Raw genomic sequence first — 20,790 nt, forward strand, 5'->3', positions numbered from 1 at the left:
TCATTTAGCTCACTTCTTTAGTCTCTCACAAGATTCTCTTCATTGGAAAGCTCAACAAAAACTCGTTGACGCCTTAATGTTGCTGTCCCCATCCTTTCAACAAACAAAATATTTTCATATTAACCAAAACAGTTTCTTCTTTTTCATTGTGACCTTTTCGTTAATACAAAGTATGAATTTTTTATTCAATAACCAGACTAAAAAAACAATATTTTGGTGTTATGCAACCAAATTTGTTTCCCGTATAAAAAGCCATCTCTTTAAGCAATTGGAATCTAAAATAAAGTCTGAATATACCATCTCCCTGTTAAAAAATAAACTACGCTCTTTTTTATCATAAGAAATTCACAACCAAATCTTGGGAATGCACATCATTTAAAAAAACTATTCTAATTTTTGAGTATCATTTACAAGCTTACCATATCCAACCATTTTCCTTAACAAAAATCCTAAAATACTCTTTATCTTTTGTAAATGATAACGCGCTCATAGGGGTTCAATATCCTAGAGATACAACCTTTTCACACTTTTAAAACCTTAAAATACAGAAACTCCCACATCAGTGACTGCAAATAACTTTTCTTCCTTTCAAACCACTTATCCCCACCATATGCTTTCCTATTTTGTTGCCAATTTCTAAAACAATTTCAGCATTTTACATGAATTTAACCATATTTTTTCTGTCGCAGATACACAAAAAGTTTAAACTTTTTTCCACAATCATTCCTAAACCCTCTCCTTTATCGTTTTTTAAAGGGCTTTTTCATTAAACTTCATAGAACACCCTTGTAGATGCATAAAAGATCTTTGGGCTCAACCTAAAATCTATGATTTTTATTATCACCGTAAAAAATTGTCGTTTAGTATTAGCTCTCTAGAACAATTGCCATTTAAGCAAAATGCGCCCTTAAACAATGCGATTTACGAAAAAATCAAATCACAAGCCCTCTTTAAAGTCATAGAACATCTCACAGCATAATAATAATGAAATGCTTTGTAGAGAGAAATAACAAAAGTCAGGAATCCTTTCCTCTCTCGTTCTTGCAAGAAATGATTCCTTTGAGAAGGTCCTTTTTAATTACATAACATAACGGTAGTTTTTAGCCGTTTAAATGTACATTACATTATTTTTTCCCATATCTGTGATGCATGATCTGTAATCGTACACCACATCATCTTTTAAGCTGCATTCGATTCTGAATGTTGAATCAATAAAGTATAAAGTTCATCGGCATCATGGGTATTGCGCAATTTTTGAACAACATCGCCATGACGTAAAACACGTGCAATTTGTGATAAAGCTTTCAAGTGGTCTGCACCAGCATTTTCAGGCGCTAATAGAAGAAAAACAAGATCTATCGGCTCTTCATCGAGAGCTTCAAAATCAACAGGGCTTTCAAGACGCGCAAATATACCAATGATTCGGTTAATCTCTGGCAGTTTTCCATGAGGAATTGCAATGCCACCACCAAGCCCTGTTGAACCAAGCTTTTCACGTTGTAAAACAATATCAAAAATCACACGCTCACTAAGATTTGTCAGCTCAGCAGCTTTTTCGGCTAAAACTTGCAGAACTTGTTTCTTCGAATTCGCCTTAAGAGCCGGAATAATTGCTTCCGGTGCAATTAACTCACTCAAATTCATACTTTAATTTTCCTTTTACACGCTCAAATGCTCACCTACAAACTTGTAAACGGTGTTCTCTAAAGCTCTTTCACTTTCTCGCATCATCACATGTGACTTTATTTCCAATTTTATAACGGGTGATGGCCCAATTCATCTCATATTGCTCTCAGCGCAACAATAAATAGTCATCTCGCTCCTAATTAAAAGTATGAGAAAACATGGAAATGGTATTGTCCATAAATTTCATTTTCCTATGATCCGTTGCAAAGCCAATCATTTATAAATTTCTGGAGCTTTCCAGTACAAAAGTTTGTATACAACTTTTTCATCAGACTTTCCTCTTTAACTTTTAAAAACCGACTTCCATAAGATGAGAAGGGTACCAAAACAAAATAGTATTTTACTTTAATAGTTACCTGTGTAGCTCGCGTGCTACCTGATTACAATAAAGGTATTAAGTCATTCAATGGTTACTTTAAAGGAATTTACGTATTGGGCTTGATATCCGCAGCTATGAACCACTTTAAATGCGCAATGTAGACTAATAAAATACCACAAATTCTATTTAAGCAATATAACCCATTAGTACTACCATAAAAATACCCGAAACAGCATTATCGATATGTTTGTTTGATTCAACAACGAAAAATATTATGAATATCCATATACCTTTCAAAAATACGTGCATTTATCTATAGTCTCGTTTATCATTCATTGTCAGGTTAATCTAGTGATATCTTTTTTATCATACACTCAAAAGCAAACTAGACGTCTAAAGCAATGAGGTAATCCCATCTTTATGAAACTCTTTACCCACTCTTTAAAAAATTAAGATTATATTATAAAAAAATTTTAGCAAAAAATAAGATGCTTATCGACGATGGTACTATGAACCAATCTTCTAAGAAAATCTTATCGCCTAGCCAAAATAAATTTTCTTTTCTTCTAAACAACAGTATCCCCTTATCCATTGAAGGCTTTTAACAAAACCGTTATAATTCTTGCAAGAGAACAGTTATTATTTTTCTATTATATAATGAAATACATCCTGATAAGAGCTTATGAATAATCAAACGAAGCTTCATACCTCTTCTGAAAATATATTTGATTTCATCAATGTATGGGTACTGTTTTTATGCTCATTATGTTGATCTCTTTAGGCATAAATGAAAGTGCAATCAGAGAGAAAATTGATTTCCTAAATAAATTCTGCGCACATCAACATTGTTGATAATATCATCAGGAGAGCCATGAACGAGCACTTGCCCTGCGTGAATGATATAAGCACGATCGACAAGCCCCAATGTTTCGCGTACATTATGATCGGTTATCAAAACACCAATTCCACGCCTCGTTAAATGACGGATAAGCTGCTGAATATCAAAAATGGCAATAGGATCAATTCCTGCAAACGGTTCATCAAGCAACATAAAATTGGGGCGAGAAGCTAAAGCACGTGCAATTTCAAGTCGTCGACGCTCCCCTCCTGACAAAGAAAGGGCAGGCATTTTTCGTAAATGGTCAATTTTAAATTCATGTAAAAGTGCATCTAACTCTTCGCGTCGTTTGAAGCGGTCTTTCTCTACAACCTCCAAAACAGCTTTAATGTTATTTTCTACCGAAAGACCACGAAAAATAGAAGCTTCTTGGGGGAGATAGCCAATACCTAAACGCGCACGTCTGTACATAGGAAGGTGTGTGACATCAAATCCATCAATTTTAATGGATCCTCCATCAGATTTCATGAGTCCCGTAACTATATAAAAACAAGTCGTTTTTCCCGCGCCATTAGGACCTAAAATACCAACAGCTTCTCCAGTACGAATACCAAAAGAAACATCCTTAATCGTTTTTCTTCCACGGTAAATTTTCATCAAATGACTGGCAATTAAAGTTCCCTTTAAGCGTTTTCTTAAAGCTTCACTTACCAAATCAGATCTATCCATCTGTTTTTTTCTTTTGATTCCAAACATGAAATCTTAATGGCCGTTCTTTTGACTTTGTTTAAAAATGATGGAAACACGGCCTTTTTTTTCAGATGTCTTACAACCTTCTAAAAAAGCTTTGCCGTTTTTCATATCTGCCGTAAGTGCGCATCCTGTTGCTACATTATCACCATCGGTTAATACAACATTCTTCCCTGTCAAGCGCATTATTTTTGACTTTCCATCAAACACGCCTTTGTCACCCGTAGCGATTTGTGTCGCAATTTTTATATAAACTTTTCCTAAAGCTTCCATCTTCTTAAAACCTGTCGAACCAAACCAAGCAGGTGATGATGCCTTTGTTTCTGCTTGGGCTTTATCCGCTCCTTTGTACGTCTTATCGTAGTAAACAATCAATTTTGCCGCTCGCAAAAGACGCTCACCTTGAACCACAGAAACATCACCCTGAAAGAGTGCTATTCCCTCTTTATCACGTATTTCTAAAGAATCTGCATAAAGTTCTACCGAGTCTTTGTCATTTGATAAATTAATACCAAAATGAGTTCCTTCAGCATATCCAAAAACTGTTTCAACCCCTAATATTCCCATGCTCAAAGCCAAAGAAATACCTATCCATTTTTTGTATGATTCCTTCGGCTTCATTTTATCATTTCTCACACTTCTTCTGTTCACAGATCTCTATACTGTTATAGAAATCATTTAAGGTTTGTAATTGATATGCTTTCATTGCTGATCAATTACTAAATGTACACCACCATGAAAGTATATGTTTTGTCCTTTTTCTCGAATTTGCAAAGCATTTGCCGCAAGATGTAAACCTGCGCGTTGAATATTGACACGTTTATCTGTATTTAATTGTCCCTCAGATAAATTAATATTTGCTGCCAAAAATTCTGCAATCATTCCGTCATTGGTTTTAATGGTAAAGGGCTTATCCAACTGTAAATAACCATTCATATTATCATAAAATCCCCCTTGCGCATCAAGAAAAACCCGTTTCTGCTTGCCAACAAATGCCTCAGCTGTAATGTTTTGAAGACCAATTATTCCAGAACGTGTATGATCTTGAAATGCTTTTTCTGCTTTAAGCCAATAAGGTTCATGAGCACGCGTGTAACCTTCTAATTTGGGATTGAGCATTGTCAATTTGGTTATTCCCTCCTCTTCGTTATTCAAAGTCATAGGTTCAGAAGCAGTGGGAGTAAAAAAAATGTAAACCAGCAAAAAGTGAGTGCTGCAGCCAACGCAGCAATAGGTAGAAAAAATTTTAATATGCTAATGCGACGCGAATGACGAGATGCTTTTTTAAAAACATCAGCCAAAGGTGACGGAGATGAAAAGGTTTTATAATAATTATGTACGGACATATTTCCCTAATCTCTTAAATGTTCCGTGTCCTTCAATCTGTATAACCTCCTTAGGAAGTATTTTCAAATTTTGTTTCTTGCCAATTTGTTTTTGCTTGGTTTTATTCTCATTCATTTATATATTGTAATGTGTATGTATGAAATGCACAATTGTAGAAAACCTTTTTTGGTGTGAAAGTGAGACTATTTTGGTTAAATCAGAGCTTATACAAATTATTGCACGTCAAAACCCACATCTTTTTCAACGTGATGTAGAGAATATTGTAAACGCTATTTTTGAAGAAATTTCAACAGCACTTGCAAATGGCAATCGTGTTGAACTTCGCGGATTTGGAGCTTTTTCTGTCAAAAGCCGTTCAGCCCGCAATGGTCGTAATCCACGGACAGGTGAGACGGTTGCAGTTGAAGAAAAGTGGATTCCTTTTTTTAAAACAGGTAAGGATTTGCGTGATCGGCTTAATCAGTGAGTAAATTTATGACATTTAAACATATTCTTTTTGCAATTATTTTAGTGATTCCTACAGCATTTTTGGTTGCTTTTATTTTAGCGAATCGTCAAATGGTTACCTTGACGCTTGATCCTTTTCAGACAAACTCAGAAAATTTTACTTATCACGCTCCTTTTTTTATATGGCTCTTTATTTTTTTTGGACTTGGCATTTTGTTGGGAGGCTTAAACAATTGGTTTACATATCATAAATGCAAAAAAAAACTCAAAAAAAGCAAAGCTGAAATCGAAAAATTAAAAAAATCAATCACAGATATAGTATAAATTTGTGTACTCAATACAGAATAAAAAATGCTCTTTTTCTTTTTTCCTATACATGCTTTAATTAACTCACTCTCTATTAATTGACTCTAGGGCTTTATACTCTTACAAAGAATTTGAGAGCTTTAAACAATACCTGTATCGTGATATTCCATATGTCTGCACAATGTTTTCAATCTTATCATAACAATAGATATCCGCAAGAAAAAGTGCCTGTTATTTTAGAAACAAGGGCAAGTGCAGATTATGCTCTTATTGACTCCGGTAATGGGCAAAAATTAGAGCGTTATGGAGCTTATCGCATTATTCGACCAGAGGGGCAAGCCTTATGGAAACCTGCTTTATCACAAAAGCAATGGGAAGATGTTGATGCCATTTTCACTGGTAACAGAGATGAAGAAGGGGTTGGTCGTTGGCATTTTCCTAAAAAACCGCTTGGTGAAACTTGGCCTCTTTCTTGGAATGGATTGTCTTTTTTAGGTCGTTTTACTTCCTTTCGTCATGTAGGAGTTTTTCCTGAACAAGATGCCCATTGGCGCTTTATGGAAGAACAAATTACACAAACCACGCGTCCGATTAAAATGCTTAATCTTTTTGGCTACACAGGTATTGCTTCTCTGGTTGGTGCACGTGCGGGTGCAAATGTTACACATGTTGATGCTTCTAAAAAAGCCATCGCTTGGGCTAAAGCCAATCAAGAAAGAGCAGGATTATCAGATTATCCTATTCGTTGGATTTGCGATGATGCTGTAAAATTTGTTGAACGTGAACTGCGTCGTAAAAAAAGCTACGATATGATTCTTCTTGATCCTCCTGCCTATGGGCGTGGACCCCATGGAGAAGTTTGGCAACTGTTTGATCATTTACCAAACATGATTACAAATTGTTGTAAACTGCTCTCTGATAAACCTCTTGCAATCGTACTTACTGCTTATTCTATTCGCGCTTCTTTCTATGCTCTTCACGCTCTCATGCGTGATAAATTGATAAATTTTGGTGCTATTGTCGAATCAGGAGAATTAATCCTGCGTGAAGAAACCACTGGACGCGCTCTTTCTACTTCTCTTTTTAGTCGTTGGATTGCTTGAATATGTGTATACCAAAAACCGGTAAAGTCAAAGAAATCACCTCCCTTAGCAATCCTATTATCAAAGACCTCCGTGCACTCAGCCAGAAGAAAAACCGGAATCGGGAAGGTCTTTTCATGGCAGAAGGACTGAAATTGGTGATTGATGCTCTCAATCTTGGCTGGACAATACAAACACTGATTTTTTCTAAAAGCAAAATTGGTAATACCGCTGTCGAAAACACCGCCGCACACACTATAGCTAATGGTGGTTTTGTCATTAAAGCTTCACAAAAGGTGATGGAATCACTTACCAAACGCGATAACCCACAAACAGTTATTGGTATCTTCAAACAACAGTGGCTCTCCCTTGAAATGATCAAAGAACAAGTCGAGGATGTTTATGTTGCACTTGATCGGGTGCGTGATCCTGGAAATCTTGGCACCATTATTCGCACTGCTGATGCCATAGGTGCTAAAGGCGTTATTTTAATTGGTGAGACAACAGATCCTTTTTCACCTGAAACAGTCCGCGCAACAATGGGATCGATTTTTTCTGTACCACTTTATCGTTGTGATGAAAGTGCTTTTTTAAACTGGTCTGATCACTTTAAAGCCATGCTCGTTGGCACACATCTTAAAGCATCTACCGATTACCGTAGCATTAATTTCAAAAATGGACCCATTATACTTCTCATGGGAAATGAAAAGCAGGGGCTATCAGATATTCTTTCAAATCGCTGTGATAAACTTGCGCGTATTCCACAAAGTGGACGCGCTGATTCACTTAATCTAGCAATAGCAACAGCTATCATGCTTTATGAAATTCGTCGTCCTTATTTAACATTAGAACCATGCGAAACCAAAATATGACACGTAAATCACTGCTTTTTTTTCTTCTTGGCTTGATCGTTACAGTAGGGCTTGACCAAGTAGTCAAATACTGGGTTATGCACAATATGCCCCTTGGAACAGCAAGTCCGCTTCTCCCTTTTCTTTCTCTTTACCATGTGCGTAATTCTGGTATTGCGTTTTCGTTTTTTTCTTCCTTTTCTCACTGGGGACTTATTGCCATTACGCTTGCTATTATTGTTTTTCTTTTATGGTTATGGAAAAGTGCTGCACAGAATAGGTCTTTAATGCGTTTTGGTCTTACATTCATCATTGGTGGAGCAATCGGCAATCTTATTGACCGTATTCGTTTTCACCATGTCACTGATTATATCCTCTTTCATATCGATGATATTTTTTATTTTGCTATTTTTAATCTTGCCGATAGTTTTATCACAATTGGTGTCATAGCTATCCTTATTGACGAATTGCGTATCTGGATAAAAGCAAAGCGTCATTCCAATCGTCCATCTTCACAGTAAGATTCTGTCTATTTCTTAAAAAGAAACACATTTCATACAGTAGCTTTATAAAATATCTACGCTTTTATAACTTCTCTTTCAGAATATATTTGGTGAGAAATTTTTGTATTTATGCCTTGAGAGTATAAAGCATCACTTGGTTTATTGAATCAATAGCATTTTTTACTTACTTTTCCTGCCATTATAAGATTAACAAATTGATTTATAATAATAATTTTATCTCTTGTAACTTGATTGAGAAGCTCGAACATCGTAAGATTCTTTCATTCCTATCCGTTTTTAGGAATCAATCAAAACTCTTTGCTTGTGTGAGATAAGTTTAAAAATATAAAGAGGTGTCTCTCTTAAAACAAGCGCGCAAATGTACAATACAATACTGTTCTATTTTGTATGAGAGGTGTGATCGCATTAGGGCAAAGATGCTTAATATTTGTGGATTCTGCATTATGTTATTCATATAGAAATAGAGGCTTATTATTTAATCTTTTCCCTCGCATAAAATATTATAAAACATACTTAATGGTTTTACTGAAAATAAGCCTTTTCCTTACTAATTTGTAAGGTTTCTTTCCAAGATAAGTCTCTTGTAATTTTAAAATAAATCCCCATAATATAGGGAGGTATGCTGGAATTCCGCCAGCGGCGCCTAGAGTTGTTTGTATTTGCTAAGTAGAGGTTTTTAAAAACTGCTGTTATAATATACAAAGATTCTTTTTAACTCCAAAATCTGGTGGAACATATACTAAAGGACTTTATATTATGGCTGATTTCAGAAATTTACGTTCGGCATCTGTTTCTCATGCCGATGCATCAATTGATCTAGGATTGCGCAGCTATATGCTGGGCGTTTATAATACAATGGCCATTGGTTTGCTTATTACAGCCGCTGCTGCTTATGCAGTTGCATCATTAGCAACGACAACAGATATGAGTCAGGCAGCCGCTCAAATCAATAGCAGTGTTTATTTAACTTCATTTGGAGTAACATTTTATACATCGCCGCTTTCCTACATTGTTATGTTTGCACCACTTGTAGCGGTATTATTCCTTAGTTTTAAAATAAACACATTGAGTACAAATGCTGCCCGTAGCCTCTTTTTTGGATATGCTGCTCTCGTTGGATTCTCACTCTCTTCGATTATTTTGCGTTATACGACAGAAAGTGTTGTACAAACCTTTGTTATTACCGCAGCATCTTTTGGTGCTCTTTCTCTTTATGGTTACACAACAAAGCGTGATCTCACGGCGATGGGTTCATTCTTTTTCATCGGTTTGGTTGGCTTGATGCTGTCCATGCTTGTGAATATCTTTCTTGCATCAACTGCCTTGCAATTTGCTATCTCTGTGATCGGTGTATTTATTTTTGCTGGTTTAACAGCTTACGATACACAAAATATTAAGTTAATGTATTATGAAGGAGATCAAGGTGACACAAAAGGGCGTAAAATTATTATGGGGGGGTTGAGTCTCTATCTTGATTTTATCAATATGTTTGTCTTCTTGTTGCAATTTCTCGGCTCAAACCGTGACTAATTGCGAAAGTTATAGCTTAATTGAAGAACCTTGTTTCTTAAAAGAAGCAAGGTTCTTTTATTTTTAATGCTTTTTTAACATAAGGCTTGTCCCCTTTTCCTGCTAGTGTCCCCACTTTAATAAAATGACAAAGATGCCTTACAAACAGAGATTTTCTCGTCTCTCTACACTTATCCAACAAAAACTACAGAACTCCTTTACAAAGGAAAGCGATAATCATTTTCATCATCAGCCAAATACAATTAATCAAAACCGTCACTATGATCTTACCGTTGCATCCTATAATGTTCACAAATGCGTAGGTGTTGACAAAATTTTTAATCCTACGCGTATTGTCCATGTTATTGCTGAACTACAGGTCGATATTCTTGCCCTTCAAGAAGCAGATAAACGTTTTGGTGAACGCGTTGGCTTGATTGATCTCAAATTTTTAAAAAGAAAAACAGGTCTCACTCGAGTGCCCCTGAATGCTATGTCACCTGATGGCCATGGTTGGCATGGTAACGCTCTTTTTGTGCGAAAAGGACATGTGCGTGATATCTTACAGGTCACCCTTCCTGGTATTGAACCGCGTGGTGCTGTGATTTTAGAGTTAGAAATGGATGTGGGTCTTCTTCGTATTATTGCTGCTCATTTTGGTTTATTACGTCATTCTCGCAAACAACAAACAAAAACACTTCTTGCGTTTTTAGAAAAACGCTCTCTTATGCCCACTCTCCTCATTGGTGATTTTAATGAATGGCGAATGGGAAAAGGTTCTTCTTTAGAGCATTTTTCTCCCTATTTTGATAATACACTTCGAACTGTACCAAGCTTCCCTTCCCGCTTTCCTTTTCTCGCTCTTGATAGAATCTTTGCTTTTCCTCATCAATTGGTGACAAATATTGAAAATCATTACTCATCGCTTGCACGCATAGCCTCCGATCATTTGCCTATTAAAGCTCATCTTGATCTTGCCAATGCAATGACTATTCTTAAAAACGAAATCAAAATAACTGAGAAAGATTAATGTGCTTCATCCCAATTTTTTGCAACCATGACTTTTACTTCAAGGGGTACAGATAGAGACAGAACAGGCATTGTAGCATTTTCCATAACTTTTTTAACAACAGCCATAGTTTTTTCACTCTCATTTTCTGGGACCTCAAAAATCAATTCATCATGCACTTGCAGTAACATTTTTGCTGACAGTTTTTCTTTTTGTAAAGCATCTTCCATGTGAATCATGGCACGGCGAATAATATCCGCCGCAGATCCTTGAATCGGCGCATTAATAGCCGCACGCTCATTAAAAGAACGAACTTGCAGATTCGCTGCTTTTATTTCTGGATAATGAATACGACGTCCAAAAATCGTCTCTACATAACCATTTTGGCGTGCAAAGATTTTTGTTGTTTCCATATAATCCTTAATTCCTGGAAACCTTTCAAAGTAGAGTTGAATATAACGCCCCGCTTCTTGGCGTGAAAGCCCCAATTGATTTGCTAATCCAAATGCTGAAATGCCATAAATAATACCAAAATTAATCGCTTTTGCACGTTGCCGTATATCTGAAGCCATTCCCTCTAGTGCTACTCCAAACATTTGTGATGCCGTCATAGCATGAATATCCTGACCTTTAGCAAAAGCTTCTTTCAATGCCGTGATATCAGCAATATGCGCAAGAATGCGCAATTCAATCTGGCTATAATCGGCCGAAAGCAAAACATGCCCTTTTGGAGCAATGAAAGCTGTGCGAATTTTACGCCCTTCAGCGGTTCGTACTGGAATATTTTGCAAATTTGGTTCTGATGATGATAATCGCCCCGTTGACGTTGTTGCCAAAGAGTAATTCGTATGAACACGTCCTGTTTTTAGCAAAATATAAGAGGGTAAAGCATCTGTATAGGTAGATTTTAGTTTTGCAAGTTGGCGCCAATCAATAATTTTGCGCGGTAAAACATGACCCTCAGCAGCCAATTCCTCTAAAGTCTGAGCAGAAGTTGACCACTGCCCACCCTTGGTTTTAGCACCTCCGGGTAATCCCATTTTGCCAAAAAGGATATCACCTAATTGCTTCGGTGAAGCAATATTAAATTTCTCATCTGCTAACTGATAAATCTCCTCTTCTAGAATCAAAGCAGCTTGTGCTAGTTCTTCTGAAAGACGCAATAAAATCTGCCTGTCAACAAGAATCCCACATTGTTCCATTCTCGCGAGGACTTCTACAAGCGGTCTATCAAGACGCTCATAAATTTTTGTCATCCCTTGAGATACAAGCTGTGGTTTTAAAACTTGCCATAAACGGAGCGTTACATCAGCATCCTCAGCAGCATAAAGAGTTGCCTGTTTTAAATCTACCTCTGCAAAAGAAGTAATCTTTTTTCCGTTAGATGTTAAATCCTTGTAGGAAATCGGTGTATGTCCAAGCCAACGCTTAGACAAATCATGCATATTATGGGTTAAAGATCCAGCATCCAAAGCATAGGACAAAAGCATGGTGTCATCAAAAGAGTTTATGACAATGCCTTCTTGCTTCATTACTAGCCAATCATATTTTATATTTTGACCAATTTTTAAAACTGCTTTATTTTCTAATATTGGCTTTAAAAGTGCTAAAGCCTTCTGCCTTTCAATTTGTCCTGCAACGCGTGCCCCTCCTAAAAGGTCATCTTCCCCTTCAACATGTTCAAGGGGCACATAAGCTGCTTTTTCCGGCTGTAATGCTAATGAAAAACCAACAAGCTTTGCTTGCAATGGATCAAGTGAAGTTGTTTCAGTATCAAAAGCAAAAAAACCTTGCTCTTCTGCTTGCAATAACCACTCTTTCAAAACTTTTTCATCAAGAATGGTCGTATAAGAATCTCTTGTAATTTTTTGTGTTAGTGCTTGATCTTTGCGTTTTTCGGCTAAACTTTGTGGAGAATTTTCAGAAAAATTATGTGGGAGTGTACTCTTGGCCTCTTTGGTAACAGAATCACGCTTATATTCAGACTTTTCCCATTCAACATCTATATCAAGCGCATCAATTACTGCTGCATCACACATCGTTGCCTCCGCCACACGGCGTGTTAGTGTAGAAAATTCCATCGCTTTAAGAAAAGCGATTAAACGTGGACCATCTTGGGGTTCCAAAATGAAATCATTTAAATCATTGTTTATAGGCACATCTTTTTTAAGGCGCACCAGTTCACGAGAAATTTTTGCCTGTTCACTATAAGTTTGAATATTTTCACGCCGTTTTATTTGCTTAATTTCCGTTACTTGCTGTAATAAAAGATCAAGAGAACCAAATTGATCCAGCAATTGGGCAGCAATTTTAGGACCAATGCCTGGAATACCTGGAACATTATCTGTTGCATCTCCAATCAAAGCTTGTAAATCGACCATTTTTTCAGGTGCAACACCCCATCTTTCTACAACTTGAGAAATACCAATATGTTTGTCTTTCATGCTATCATACAAGGATACATCTGCATTTACGAGTTGCATAAGATCTTTATCAGAAGAAATAATGGTTGTTTTTGCTCCAGCCTTTGTTGCTAATGTTGCATAGGTAGCAATTAAATCATCTGCTTCAAATCCTTCCTTTTCAATACAAGGCAAATTAAAAGCTTTTGTCGCTTGGCGTATTAACGCAAATTGCGGAATAAGATCTTCAGGCGGAGTCTCCCGATTCGCCTTATATTGTGGATAAATTTGTTTCCGAAATGTATCAGAGGAATAATCAAAAATAACAGCAAAATGTGTTGGAACAACGCCGGTAGCTGTATTACGTGCATCACAGAGCAGTTTCCACAGCATATTACAAAAACCAGCCACAGCTCCTACAGGAAGCCCATCTTTTTTGCGCTTTAAAGGCGGCAAAGCATAGTAAGCACGAAAAATATAGCCCGACCCATCAACCAAAAAAAGATGATCTGTTGCTTTCATGACAATCTCATTTCTCCATTTCAGCTTGAAAATAATTCTCTCTTATACATTTTTTTTTGCGCTTATGATAAAATTTATAAAAATGCCTCTAAAAAGCCATTTTTTGTTTTCATAAGGTATGGAGTCGTTACAATTTATATTCGGTACCTAGAGCTTTTCTTTGCTGTTACAGGATATAATAGCTTTCATTTTGCTCCTCCTATGATAGCTGAGGTACGATGTGGCGACATGGTCGTTGTGGTGTTCCCCTCCCCACAACGACCGTATTTTTAAGAGCAATGTTTTCTAGAGATTTTATTCTTCCCAGACTTTTTGAGAGAAAGAGTGCATTGTTATTTGAAAATTTTGAAATCATTCCACAAAGCTTTTTCTCCCATTTTGTTGATAAAATCAGCATGCATGGCTCTTTCTTGCACACTTAATCTTGAGGGTAAGGTTTGTGGACGAGATTTAACCGCATAGAGGGCATCTTTGTCATTTTCGGGATCTTCATCATCCCCCTGCTTTTTATTAAAACCTAATACGCCCTGCTTGCCACCAATGAGTTCAATATAAACATCAGCAAGAATCTCCGCATCAAGTAAAGCACCATGAAGAACACGATGACTATTATCAATTCCAAAACGTTTGCATAAAACATCAAGTGAATTAGGACCCATAGGAAACTTACGCCGTGCCATAGCCAATGTATCAAGAATATTATCAACACTGATAAGTGGTCTATTTGCCCGCCCTAATTCTGCATTAAGAAAACCAATATCAAAGCTTGCATTATGGGCAATCATTGTTGCACCCTTGATAAATTCTAAAAATTCATCAGCAATATCACTAAAGATTTTTTCATTTTTTAAGCGCTCATTAGTCAATCCGTGAATCGCTACAACTTCATCAGGAATAATAATACCTTCTGGATTCAAATAAACATGAAATTGGCGTCCTGTAAGATAACGGTCAACCATCTCCACACAACCAATCTCGATTATGCGATCTTTCTCTTTATCTAAACCTGTTGTTTCTGTATCAAAAATAATCTCACGCATGATTTCAATTCTTTAATAAATTTTTTATGAGGTAAAAAACTTGCTCACGTGTATTCTCTAAATCTTTCCCTGTATCAATAACAAAATCAGCACGTTTTCGTTTTTCTTCATCAGACATTTGCCTCGCATTGATAAAAGCAAATTTTTCTTCATTCATATTTTTTCGAATCATCGCACGCTCTTTTTGTATTTCTTGTGGAGCAGAGACAACAATGACACTGTCTACACGCTTTTCACTCTTTGTTTCAAAAAGAAGTGGAATTTCAAGAACAACTAATTTTTTTCCCTCTCTGTGTGCTACCTCAATGAATTCTTTTTCTTTTTCTTGTACGAGAGGATGAATTATTTTTTCTAATGTTTGTAATTTCTCATGATCGTTTAAAAAAATTTCAGCAAGTTTTAGACGATCAATCTTACCATCTTTAACAACACTAGGAAATGTATGCGCTATAAGCGATACTGTTGGTTCACTGTTATAAAGTTTATGTACTGCATCATCAGCACTAAAAACAGAAATGCCCGCTTGTTTGAAAAAATCAGCAACTGTTGATTTTCCCATAGCGATTGATCCGGTCAACCCTATGATTTTCATCTCTTGTTTTCACTCATATCTTGTAAAATTGCTGTTCGTAGTGCTTTTGTAACCTGTGGTCTTGTTCCAAACCATCGTTCAAAACCTATAACCGCTTGATGTAAAAGCATACCTAGTCCATCAACTGTTCTTAAACCATGCGCTTTTGCTTGTCGTAGAAAAGGCGTTACCAATGGTGTGTAAACAATATCTGTCACCAATGCCGTTGTTTTTGCCCTATGAAAATCACAAGAAAGAGAAGCGCCTTCTTTCTCATGAGAATTTGTCATACCTAAAGAAGTTGTATTAACAATTAAATCAGCCTGATAAAGTATTTCATGGGTATTTTGCCAGTCATAAACTTCAATAGGATTTCCAAAATGTTGCGCCAAATCTTCTGCGCGCCCCTTTGTGCGATTGACTAAGAAAATACGTTCAAATCCACGTTTTTTCAAAGCATAAAGAACAGCACGTGCAGCACCTCCTGCACCAAAAACAACAGCGGTTTCTCCCACCCAATTGGGAGCAAAATCATCAAGATTAGCACTAAAACCGTAGGCGTCACTATTTGTAGCACAAAGTTTATCTCCCTCATACCAAAGCGTATTAACAGCACCAATCATTGTTGCTACATCATCTTTATAATTTGCTAAATGAAAAGCTTCCTGTTTATGGGGTAGCGTAACATTGCCCCCACAAAAATCCCTCCTTTTTAGAGACCTAAAAAAATCCCTAAATTCTTCAGACTTTACTTCTTGTGCAATATATTCGCCTTGTAAATTATATTGTTTAAGCCAAAAATTATGAATTTTCGGCGATTTTGAATGATGAATAGGACTACCTGCAACAAAGGCACGTGGAGGTTTTGTTTTTTCGTGCTTTATTGTTAAATTACCCATCAATAACTCCTAAATGACGCAGTTTTATAAGTAAGGGTAATAAAGGTAAACCAATAATGGTAAAAAAATCCCCATCAATTTTATCAAAAAGGTGAATTCCTTCTCCTTCAATTTGATAGACTCCCACACTGTTAAAAACATCTGTTCCCACACGCGCTAAATAACGTTCAATAAACTCTGATGAGAGAGGACGTACTGACATATGTGCACTAAAAGCCTCTGTCCAAATTTCTTGGCCATTCTGAAATAAAGCTACTGCACTATGAAGAGAATGGGTTTTTCCTGATAAATCACGTAAACGTTTACGTGCTTCCTCACTATTTCTGACTTTATGAAAAACTTGTCCTCTCAAATCAAGCACTTGATCACAACCAATAACCAAGTTATCAGAGAAGCGATCAGAAACATTTTTTGCCTTTGCACTTGCAAGAAAACAGCTTAGTTCTTTAGGAGTCTTTTTTTTCCTAATTTTTCTATCTCCCTTTCATCAAAAAAAGCTCCTACAATGAAAAAACTTAAACCTGCTTTTTTTAACAATTGTGCACGATAAGAACTAAGGGATGCTAATATTAACTTATTTGTTGCCATTTATCTCTTTCATTTCCCTTCACGAAATTGTGATAAAAGTTCGAATATAGCCGCAGCAGTCTCTTCAATAGAGCGCCTTGTTACATCAATAATAGGCCAATTAAAACGTTCACAGATGCGTTTTGCATAAGTTAACTCTTCAGCTATACTGATACGATTCGTATAACTTTCAATAGCAAAATTATTTCCCAAATCCCGATTTTGGCGAATATGTGAAATTCTTTCAGCGGAAGCAATTAAACCTATAATCAAAGAATTTTTTGCTTCCAAAAGAGCTTCTGGTAAATCAATTCCTGGAATAAGAGGAACATTAGCTGTTTTAATTCCACGATTTGCTAAATAAATACTGGTAGGTGTCTTAGAAGTTCTTGAGATTCCTACAAGGATTACATCCGCATTAGATAGATCACTGGAGGACTGCCCATCATCATGTTCTATTGTAAAATCCAACGCTTCAATACGGCGAAAATAATCCGCATTAAGGTCATGCTGTGCACTGACACGTAAATTTGTTGGTATTCCAAGATAAGATTGAAAAGCATCTAAAACAGGATGTAATATGTCAATACAGGGAACTCCTATTTTTTCACATTTTTTCTTAAGAAGAAGTTTAATTTTTTTATCAATGATTGTGTAAAGGACAATACCTGGTTCTTGTTGTATTTCATCAAGAGCTCTTTGCAACTGTGTCTCATTGCGAATCATTGGATAAATGTGTTCTGTTGCCTGATTCATAGCATATTGCGATGCAACAGCTCTTCCAACAGAGATCAATGTTTCTCCTGTTGCATCAGAAAGCATGTGTAAATGAAAGGATTTTTTATCTCTTGTCACAAAAATCTTAACTCCTTGTTAACAAATGTGCATATATGATTATTGTTTCTTATAAAAAGAAAATTCAAGAAAATTTCTCCATTACTATGCACAAATTGAACAATTGTGATATTTAATCTTTCCTTATAAGAAAATTATGGGGATAATAGCTTTAAGATAATGGTATGATTGTCTTTTTTTATATTTTATTTGTGAATAAAATTGAGGATAAATAAAGTATAATTAATAATTCACATTAAACACAGACATTAATAAGAATAATCACCTTTTTTTCAAATTTATTAATACAAAAAATAGCTTAAAAAAATTAATAGCTTTAAACATTAATTTATCTATGATATAAAATGAATCTGTTTCTATTTAGAATAACTTTATATTATTAAAATTTATTATGGTATTTTATAATATATTTATTTTATTTCATGCAGAATATTTTGTATAAATGATGCTTGCGGATTAAAAAAATTGGGTGTAAAATGCCCTTTTCCTATAAGAATATTCTGTTCTCTAAAATTTTCCATAGATTATCAGGGGCAATTCTCCATTACTTAAAGAGCATATTTCATGCAAGAAATGAAACTACAAGAACTTAAAAGTAAAAATCCCGTTGAGCTTGTTTCTTTTGCTGAAACATTAGAAGTTGAAAATGCTTCTTTGATGCGCAAACAGGAATTAATGTTTGCTATTTTAAAAAAACTTGCTTCGCAAGATGTAGAAATTATCGGTGAAGGAGTTGTTGAAGTTTTACAAGATGGATTTGGATTTTTGCGATCTGCTGATGCTAATTATCTTCCTGGGCCTGATGATATTTATCTTTCACCTGCACAAATCCAATCTTTTTCTTTAAAAACAGGTGATACCGTTGAAGGTCCTATACGGAGTCCAAAAGAAGGAGAGCGTTATTTTGCTCTTCTTAAAATTAATACTATTAATTTTGAAGATCCTGAAAAGATTCGTTATAAAATCCATTTTGATAATCTCACTCCTCTTTATTCAAATGAACGTTTTCAAATGGAAATACAAAATCCGATGGAGAAGGATATGTCATCGCGGGTGATTGATTTAATATCTCCATTAGGAAAAGGTCAGAGAGGGCTTATTGTAGCGCCCCCTCGGACAGGAAAAACGGTTTTACTTCAAAATATTGCTCATTCTATTACCACTAATCATCCTGAATGTTATCTTATCGTTCTTTTAATTGATGAACGACCAGAAGAAGTTACCGATATGCAACGTTCTGTAAAAGGAGAAGTTGTTTCTTCTACCTTTGATGAACCAGCAATACGTCATGTACAAGTGGCTGAAATGGTTATTGAAAAAGCAAAACGTCTTGTTGAACATGGACGTGATGTTGTTATTCTTCTTGATTCTATTACACGTCTAGGACGTGCCTATAATACAGTTGTTCCTTCGTCAGGTAAGGTTTTAACTGGTGGTGTGGATGCAAATGCTCTACAGCGTCCTAAACGTTTTTTTGGTGCAGCACGTAATATTGAAGAAGGTGGGTCTTTAACTATTATTGCGACGGCTTTGATTGATACCGGTAGTCGTATGGATGAGGTTATTTTCGAAGAGTTTAAGGGTACGGGCAATTCAGAAATTGTTCTTGATCGTAAAGTTGCGGATAAGCGTATTTTCCCTGCTATGGATATTTTGAAATCAGGAACTCGTAAAGAAGAGCTTTTAGTAGCAAGGCAAGATTTACACAAAATTTTTGTACTTCGCCGTATTTTGGCACCAATGAATGTAACGGATGCAATTGAATTTTTGATTGATAAATTAAAACAAACAAAAAATAATAGTGAATTTTTTGATTCAATGAATACATAGAAATATTGCATTTTTTTAGGGTATATCCTGTGGATACAATCTTTGCCGTTTCGAGTGGATTGTTGCCTTCAGGGGTTGCTGTCATTCGGCTTTCTGGTCCTCATGTTGTTAATGTTGTAAAGGCGCTTTGTGGTCGTTTACCTAAAGCGCGGTTTATGCATTATGGAAATCTTACGGCTCGTGATGGTAGCTTTTTAGATTCCGCTTTAACTGTTTTTTTTCCAGCTCCTCATAGTTTTACGGGGGAAGATTGTGCAGAATTTCATTTGCATGGAGGAAAAGCGGTTGTAAATCGTTTTCTTGATGAATTGTCTACATTTGTTGGATGCCGTATGGCTGAAGCGGGTGAATTTTCACGCCGTGCTTTTATGGAGGGGAAGTTAGATCTTGTTCAAGCAGAAGGTCTTGCTGATTTAATAGAGGCAGAAACGGAAAGTCAGCGGCGTTTGGCAATTATGGGAACAAGTGGGCATTTAACAACACTTTATCGTGATTGGCGCCATAAACTTATAAAAGCACGCGCTTTTATTGAGGCGGAACTTGATTTTGCTGATGAAGCTGATATCCCAAATTCCGTATCTGATAAAGTTTGGAAAGATATAGAAGATCTTTGTATTTCTCTTCAAAAACATATTGATGAGGGAGAATGTGCGAGTATTTTACGTGATGGATTAAAAATTGTTATTGCGGGGGCTCCAAATTCTGGAAAATCAAGTATCATGAATCGTTTGGCTGGAAGATCTGTTGCTATTGTGACAGATGAGGCAGGAACAACGCGTGATGCTTTAGAGATAAGGCTTGTTCTTGGTGGTTTACCAATTTTTTTGACAGATACTGCTGGTTTTAGAGAAACAGAAAATAAAATTGAGCAATTAGGAATAGAAGTTGCAAGGCAACATGTGAGAGAAGCTGATTTGGTTATTTTGGTTTATGATATGGTAAAGCCAAGGGAAATTGAATTGCCAGAAACGTCAGCTGAAATATGGCGTGTTGGCAACAAACTTGATCTTTGTGAAAAAAGTGAAATTGATTTTTTAATGCAGTTTTCCGCATCAACAGGTTTAAATTTTGATCATTTTATTAAGGAACTTGAATCATTTTGTTCACGTCGTTTTTCTGAAATTGGAAATCTTGTTCCAGCACGTAAAAGGCAAATTCAACTCTTAAAAGAAGCTGTTAAAGAAATAAAAGCTTCTATAAATTATACTTCTCTTGATCTCAGTTTACGTGCAGAACATCTTCGTCGTGCCAGTGATTTTCTTGGAAAAATTACCGGAGATATAGATGTTGACGATTTACTTGATATTATTTTTTCAGAATTTTGTATTGGTAAATAATGATTCACGTGAAACATTTATTATTTCATAGACAGAATTAAAAGATTATGTATTTTATACATTCTGTTTCACGTGAAACTTGAGAATAGATTATCTATG

General features: G+C 35.9%; 17 protein-coding genes and 2 pseudogenes. 9 read left to right on the forward strand and 10 right to left on the reverse strand.

The features are described 5' to 3' along the window. Window positions 1-1,179: 1,179 nt before the first annotated feature. The 4 genes and pseudogenes from ptsN to lptC all read right to left on the reverse strand — a co-directional run bounded on the left by ptsN (window position 1,180) and on the right by lptC (window position 4,939). Window positions 1,180-1,644: a PTS IIA-like nitrogen regulatory protein PtsN gene (gene ptsN, locus BN202_RS03965; RefSeq protein ID WP_019219241.1), complete on the reverse strand. Its 465-nt coding sequence runs from the start codon at window positions 1,642-1,644 to the stop codon at window positions 1,180-1,182. 1,160 nt (window positions 1,645-2,804) lie between these two features. After that, the gene (gene lptB, locus BN202_RS03970) at window positions 2,805-3,599 is read right to left on the reverse strand and encodes an LPS export ABC transporter ATP-binding protein (RefSeq protein ID WP_019219242.1); all 795 of its coding nucleotides are present in this window, start codon (window positions 3,597-3,599) and stop codon (window positions 2,805-2,807) included. A 6-nt stretch (window positions 3,600-3,605) separates the two neighbouring features. Beyond that, window positions 3,606-4,214 carry an LptA/OstA family protein gene (locus BN202_RS03975; protein ID WP_019219243.1) on the reverse strand — a complete coding sequence of 203 codons (609 nt, stop codon included), beginning with the start codon at window positions 4,212-4,214 and terminating at the stop codon, window positions 3,606-3,608. An 81-nt stretch (window positions 4,215-4,295) separates the two neighbouring features. After that, window positions 4,296-4,939 (reverse strand): annotated as a pseudogene (gene lptC / locus BN202_RS03980) (LPS export ABC transporter periplasmic protein LptC). Window positions 4,940-5,127: 188 nt separating this feature from the next. Between lptC and ihfB the strand changes: the two are divergent. The 7 genes from ihfB (at window position 5,128) to BN202_RS04015 (ending at window position 10,689) form a co-directional block, all read left to right on the forward strand. Further along, entirely contained in the window at window positions 5,128-5,406 is a 279-nt protein-coding gene (ihfB, locus tag BN202_RS03985; protein WP_034987422.1) for an integration host factor subunit beta, read from the forward strand. An 8-nt stretch (window positions 5,407-5,414) separates the two neighbouring features. Continuing rightward, window positions 5,415-5,711, forward strand: a complete 297-nt coding sequence (locus BN202_RS03990) for a lipopolysaccharide assembly protein LapA domain-containing protein (protein WP_019219246.1) — start codon at window positions 5,415-5,417, stop codon at window positions 5,709-5,711. A gap of 152 nt (window positions 5,712-5,863) precedes the next feature. Next, entirely contained in the window at window positions 5,864-6,796 is a 933-nt protein-coding gene (locus BN202_RS03995; protein ID WP_019219247.1) for a class I SAM-dependent methyltransferase, read from the forward strand. Between the two features lie 2 nt (window positions 6,797-6,798). Continuing rightward, window positions 6,799-7,647 (forward strand): TrmH family RNA methyltransferase, encoded by an 849-nt coding sequence (locus BN202_RS04000; protein WP_019219248.1) that lies wholly within the window; start codon window positions 6,799-6,801, stop codon window positions 7,645-7,647. Beyond that, window positions 7,644-8,147, forward strand: coding sequence for a signal peptidase II (gene lspA / locus BN202_RS04005; protein WP_034987425.1), 504 nt, complete (start codon window positions 7,644-7,646; stop codon window positions 8,145-8,147). The genes BN202_RS04000 and lspA overlap by 4 nt, the downstream gene beginning before the upstream one ends. 759 nt (window positions 8,148-8,906) lie before the next feature. Then, on the forward strand, window positions 8,907-9,680 hold the full coding sequence (locus BN202_RS04010; RefSeq protein ID WP_019219251.1) for a Bax inhibitor-1/YccA family protein: 774 nt from the start codon (window positions 8,907-8,909) through the stop codon (window positions 9,678-9,680). A gap of 124 nt (window positions 9,681-9,804) precedes the next feature. Next, entirely contained in the window at window positions 9,805-10,689 is an 885-nt protein-coding gene (locus BN202_RS04015; protein ID WP_034987252.1) for an endonuclease/exonuclease/phosphatase family protein, read from the forward strand. On the opposite strand, the gene polA is transcribed toward BN202_RS04015, so the two are convergent. The 6 genes and pseudogenes from polA to BN202_RS04045 form a co-directional block, all read right to left on the reverse strand. Then, on the reverse strand, window positions 10,686-13,592 hold the full coding sequence (gene polA, locus BN202_RS04020; RefSeq protein ID WP_019219253.1) for a DNA polymerase I: 2,907 nt from the start codon (window positions 13,590-13,592) through the stop codon (window positions 10,686-10,688). The two genes, BN202_RS04015 and polA, sit on opposite strands and share 4 nt — an antisense overlap. 332 nt (window positions 13,593-13,924) lie before the next feature. Continuing rightward, on the reverse strand, window positions 13,925-14,632 hold the full coding sequence (gene dnaQ, locus BN202_RS04025; protein WP_019219254.1) for a DNA polymerase III subunit epsilon: 708 nt from the start codon (window positions 14,630-14,632) through the stop codon (window positions 13,925-13,927). Window positions 14,633-14,636: 4 nt separating this feature from the next. Continuing rightward, on the reverse strand, window positions 14,637-15,224 hold the full coding sequence (gene coaE / locus BN202_RS04030; RefSeq protein ID WP_019219255.1) for a dephospho-CoA kinase: 588 nt from the start codon (window positions 15,222-15,224) through the stop codon (window positions 14,637-14,639). Beyond that, window positions 15,221-16,102: a shikimate dehydrogenase gene (locus BN202_RS04035; protein WP_019219256.1), complete on the reverse strand. Its 882-nt coding sequence runs from the start codon at window positions 16,100-16,102 to the stop codon at window positions 15,221-15,223. Before BN202_RS04035 ends, coaE begins: the two co-directional genes overlap by 4 nt. Continuing rightward, window positions 16,095-16,690: pseudogene (locus BN202_RS04040) on the reverse strand (Maf family nucleotide pyrophosphatase). Before BN202_RS04040 ends, BN202_RS04035 begins: the two are co-directional and overlap by 8 nt. Before the next feature lie 9 nt (window positions 16,691-16,699). Further along, a complete protein-coding gene (locus BN202_RS04045) occupies window positions 16,700-17,524 on the reverse strand; it encodes a pyruvate, water dikinase regulatory protein (protein WP_019219257.1) in 825 nt (274 codons plus the stop codon). Window positions 17,525-18,088: 564 nt separating this feature from the next. On the opposite strand from BN202_RS04045, the gene rho reads away from it, so the two are divergent. Both rho and mnmE read left to right on the forward strand, forming a co-directional pair. Beyond that, on the forward strand, window positions 18,089-19,354 hold the full coding sequence (gene rho, locus BN202_RS04050) for a transcription termination factor Rho (protein ID WP_019219259.1): 1,266 nt from the start codon (window positions 18,089-18,091) through the stop codon (window positions 19,352-19,354). A 29-nt stretch (window positions 19,355-19,383) separates the two neighbouring features. Continuing rightward, on the forward strand, window positions 19,384-20,691 hold the full coding sequence (gene mnmE, locus BN202_RS04055) for a tRNA uridine-5-carboxymethylaminomethyl(34) synthesis GTPase MnmE (RefSeq protein WP_019219260.1): 1,308 nt from the start codon (window positions 19,384-19,386) through the stop codon (window positions 20,689-20,691). The last annotated feature ends 99 nt before the right edge of the window (window positions 20,692-20,790 follow it).

The organism is Bartonella florencae (genome assembly GCF_000312525.1).
In the GTDB taxonomy this organism is placed as follows: domain Bacteria; phylum Pseudomonadota; class Alphaproteobacteria; order Rhizobiales; family Rhizobiaceae; genus Bartonella; species Bartonella florencae.